Origin of the sequence: uncultured Nostoc sp., assembly GCF_964245575.1 — a bacterium.
In the GTDB taxonomy this organism is placed as follows: Bacteria; Cyanobacteriota; Cyanobacteriia; order Cyanobacteriales; family Nostocaceae; genus Nostoc.
In genome coordinates this window covers 1-3,262 of sequence record NZ_CAXTNP010000487.1, presented here as the reverse complement: position 1 = coordinate 3,262, position 3,262 = coordinate 1, and the positions used below count along the sequence as shown (strand labels likewise).

The following is a 3,262-nucleotide window of genomic DNA, read 5'->3' as shown; positions in this document are numbered from 1 at the left end:
CCTAACTCCTAACTCCTAACTCCTAACTCCTAACTCCTAACTCCTAACTCCTAACCCCAAACTCCTAACTCCTAACTTCATTTAATCGGTTGCAGCTTTGTGACTTTGAGTTTAAAAGCCCCAATCCCAGTTTCCCCAAAAGACCGGACACGAATCACATAATTCCCTGTCTCTACGATGCGAGTAAATAGTAGGGAATTGCTACTACCATCAGGGCCATCATCATTTTCTGCCAAAGTCGATCCATCAGGTGCTAAGAGGGTGATAATGCTGTCAAAGTTTTCGGATGACAGGTCAACTGCTAAATTATCGCCCTTCTCTAACTTCACTGTGTAATCACGGGCAAACCCACCTTGACCTGTGGGAATGTCTTTGTTTGAGAGGGTATCGGAAAATTCAGTACTATTAGATAAAGGAATTGGACTATACAACTTATTTTGAGCAAAAGCTGCACTTGTACTTATACCTATTGCCAGCAATGTGGCAGGAATAATGATCAGTTGTTTTAAACCTGCCGCAAAAACTTTATTCATACATTTCAAGGAATTTTGTCGATAAAAATAGTGTAATTCGGTCAATTTATGCACTTATCTGCTAAAGCCTGCCCATTAATTCTTGATTTATCCGTCTTTGACGGCAGTGGCTACTGCTACTAATCCTAAAACCACAATTCCATACTGACGAAGTGTTTGCACAGCAGACCTAGCAGTAGCACCAGTAGTATAAATATCGTCCACTAACAGCACTGGGACATTTGGGGGACGATCGCGAAAAACTTGGCCAACAGCAAAAGCGTTAACCAAGTTTTTTTCTCGTTTAGATACCGATAAACCAAATTGCGCTTCAGTTTCTCGCACTCTTGCTAAACCGTTTTGTTTCAATTTTAATCCAGTTATTTCGCAGAAGCTTTGAGCTATCAGTGCAGCTTGATTGTATTTACGTTGCTTTTGCTTGCTAGGGTGGAGTGGGATGGGAACCACCACAGGCTGGCTATCTCGCCTCGGTGAATTTAACAACCATGCTTCTCCTAACCATTGACCTAAAGGACGAGCTATTTGGGGTTGATTTTCGTATTTCATCGCCGCGATCGCTCGTTTCACCGGGCCACCATACTCCCCCCAGCCAAATACTGGTATTGGTTCTTGCCACAGAGAAATCTGGTCTTGACGTTGACATTTTTGCAGTTGTCTGATGCAGTTATGACAGAATTCTTGGGAGGTTGGGCGTTGGCACAGGGGACAATGGGATTGGAGAAAAAGATTGAGTAAGCCTGTAAGATTTTTAATCCAAGTGTGCATTTTAAGAGTTAGGAATTAGGAGTTAAGAGTTAGGAGTAAACTCCTTTAACTGTTGTGCAGTAACTTAACATACACGCGATCGCAGCGTGTTGTTTCCACTCCCGTTGCTGGAGTGTAGCCGTTGCTTTCATACAGCTTGACTGCTTCCACCAAAACACTGGCGGTTTCAATCCAAATTTGTTGAAAACCACGCTCTGCGATCGCTGCTTCTAGCTGTTGTAACAAATATTTCCCTAATCCTAAACCCCTAATGCTGGGCAAAAGATACATTTTGCGGATTTCTACAGCTTTTTCGCCTCGGTGTATGGGGTAGTATGCTCCAGTACCTACTAACTGGCTTTGGTGTTCAATTACCCAAAACTCTCCCCCAGTAGCTAAATAATATTCCTCTACTCCCAGCACATCTTGGTCAGCGCCCTTTGGTTCCCAACCCAGACCGTATTCTGATAATACATAACTGATGACTTCGGCGGCTCTGGTGCGATCGCTTTGCACCCAATCACGAATTAAAAAATCTTGATAATAGTTTTTCATCACCATTTGCTGGTCAAGTTTACACAGAAAATTTTCCTGGTTCTATATCCCAATTTACCTAGCAAATAGCAATTCTTGCAGAGTCGATTTCAGGCGTTACTCTCAAGGTATCAATGAAGAGACTTGGGGAGGGAAATTATCTTCCCCTCCTCTTGTCTCCTTACCAAGGATAATTCAGCGATATAGTAGTTAACTGACAATTCCCAGATTGTTGTAGACTTCGATGAGATTGCCATCAGGATCGCGAAAATGAGCTGTGCGAATTCCCCAGTCGGGGCGATCTTGTGGTTTAGTTACAACGATCGCATTCTGATCTTTTACTTGCTCATAGACCTCATCCACGTTATCGACTGCGAAAATCAAGACAATTTTATCTCGATTGACAACATAAGAAGGCTGTTCGATTCTTGGAACAACTTCAGCCATTAATTCTTTTTTGAACAAACCGAGCTTGAGATATCCGGTATTAAACTCAGCATATCCGCTATCTTCATCGCCCCAATCGACATCAAATTTCAGCAGATCCCGATAAAACAGAAAAGAATCTTTGTAGTTGGAGACAAGCAGTCTCAGGTGTGTTAACTGAAGCTTCATATCTGTTGGGTTAGTCTACTAACTGTGAATTCTAGGTTCTGGGTGCAAAGTCGCCAGCAACTCACTTTCGACAATTGCTAATTCATCAAGCCGTTGCATGACAATTTCTTTATCGAAGTAAGTAGCAGCTAGTACCCAATATATACCGTAGTGACGCGCTTCCGATGCCATTAAGCCACGATAAAATTTTGCTAACTCTGGCTCTGGACAGTGAGCAGCTAATAGTCCCAGGCGTTCGTGAGAGCGAGCTTCAATTAAACCAGTGACTAGTAAGGAATCCAGGAATCGCTCAGGTTCTTTGGGCCGTACTTGAGCTTTTAAACCCGCACCGTAAGGAGGCGGTGGTAGGGGAGCTAGGGGAATATTCCGGCGTTCTAACCATTGGTTAACTAGTTCAAAGTGTTCTAGTTCTTCACGGGCGATCGCAGTTAGTTCCCGAACCATTTTAGTATTAGAAGGGTAGCGAAACATCATGTTCAAAGCTACGCCTGCTGCTTTGCGTTCACAGTGCGAGTGATCGAGTAAGATAATGTCTAAATTAGCAATCGCTTGTTCAACCCAAGCAGAGCTAGTAGGTTGTTTCAGGGCGTTGATAGTTGGTAACTGAGTAAGCACATCACAAAACTCCAAAATTTTAATTTAATTGAGTAGCCCAGCAAATTGATTTTAAAAGATTTCCTCGTTAATACTCTTTTTGTTAAGAGCTATTTTCATCGGAAGATTTTTTGGGCAAAGTTCAATAATTGATTAGTGGTGAAGGGTTTCGCTAAAATGACTGGCTACTTCCACAAAACCGCCGTGGCTGTTGATGATGCCCACATTAGATTCTTCTCCCC

Annotated in this window: 5 protein-coding genes; all 5 read right to left on the bottom strand. The window is 42.7% G+C overall.

Annotation, left to right across the window (positions count from 1 at the left end; translation table 11 throughout):
* Window positions 1-77: 77 nt before the first annotated feature.
* Entirely contained in the window at window positions 78-533 is a 456-nt protein-coding gene (locus ACFFAP_RS37400) for a PPC domain-containing protein (protein ID WP_375515938.1), read from the bottom strand.
* An 87-nt stretch (window positions 534-620) separates the two neighbouring features.
* Window positions 621-1,298 (bottom strand): ComF family protein, encoded by a 678-nt coding sequence (locus ACFFAP_RS37395; RefSeq protein WP_375515937.1) that lies wholly within the window; start codon window positions 1,296-1,298, stop codon window positions 621-623.
* A gap of 45 nt (window positions 1,299-1,343) precedes the next feature.
* Window positions 1,344-1,832: a GNAT family N-acetyltransferase gene (locus ACFFAP_RS37390; protein WP_375515936.1), complete on the bottom strand. Its 489-nt coding sequence runs from the start codon at window positions 1,830-1,832 to the stop codon at window positions 1,344-1,346.
* A gap of 189 nt (window positions 1,833-2,021) precedes the next feature.
* Window positions 2,022-2,426 carry a VOC family protein gene (locus ACFFAP_RS37385; protein ID WP_375515935.1) on the bottom strand — a complete coding sequence of 135 codons (405 nt, stop codon included), beginning with the start codon at window positions 2,424-2,426 and terminating at the stop codon, window positions 2,022-2,024.
* An 18-nt stretch (window positions 2,427-2,444) separates the two neighbouring features.
* Window positions 2,445-3,041, bottom strand: a complete 597-nt coding sequence (locus ACFFAP_RS37380; RefSeq protein ID WP_323231529.1) for a tRNA isopentenyl-2-thiomethyl-A-37 hydroxylase MiaE — start codon at window positions 3,039-3,041, stop codon at window positions 2,445-2,447.
* Window positions 3,042-3,262: the final 221 nt, after the last annotated feature.

Bases quoted from the DNA above. Each gene is read 5' to 3' on its own strand.
- ACFFAP_RS37400 (WP_375515938.1), bottom strand. From the start codon at position 533: ATGAATAAAGTTTTTGCGGCAGGTTTAAAACAACTGATCATTATTCCT.
- ACFFAP_RS37395 (WP_375515937.1), bottom strand. From the start codon at position 1,298: ATGCACACTTGGATTAAAAATCTTACAGGCTTACTCAATCTTTTTCTC.
- ACFFAP_RS37390 (WP_375515936.1), bottom strand. From the start codon at position 1,832: ATGAAAAACTATTATCAAGATTTTTTAATTCGTGATTGGGTGCAAAGC.
- ACFFAP_RS37385 (WP_375515935.1), bottom strand. From the start codon at position 2,426: ATGAAGCTTCAGTTAACACACCTGAGACTGCTTGTCTCCAACTACAAA.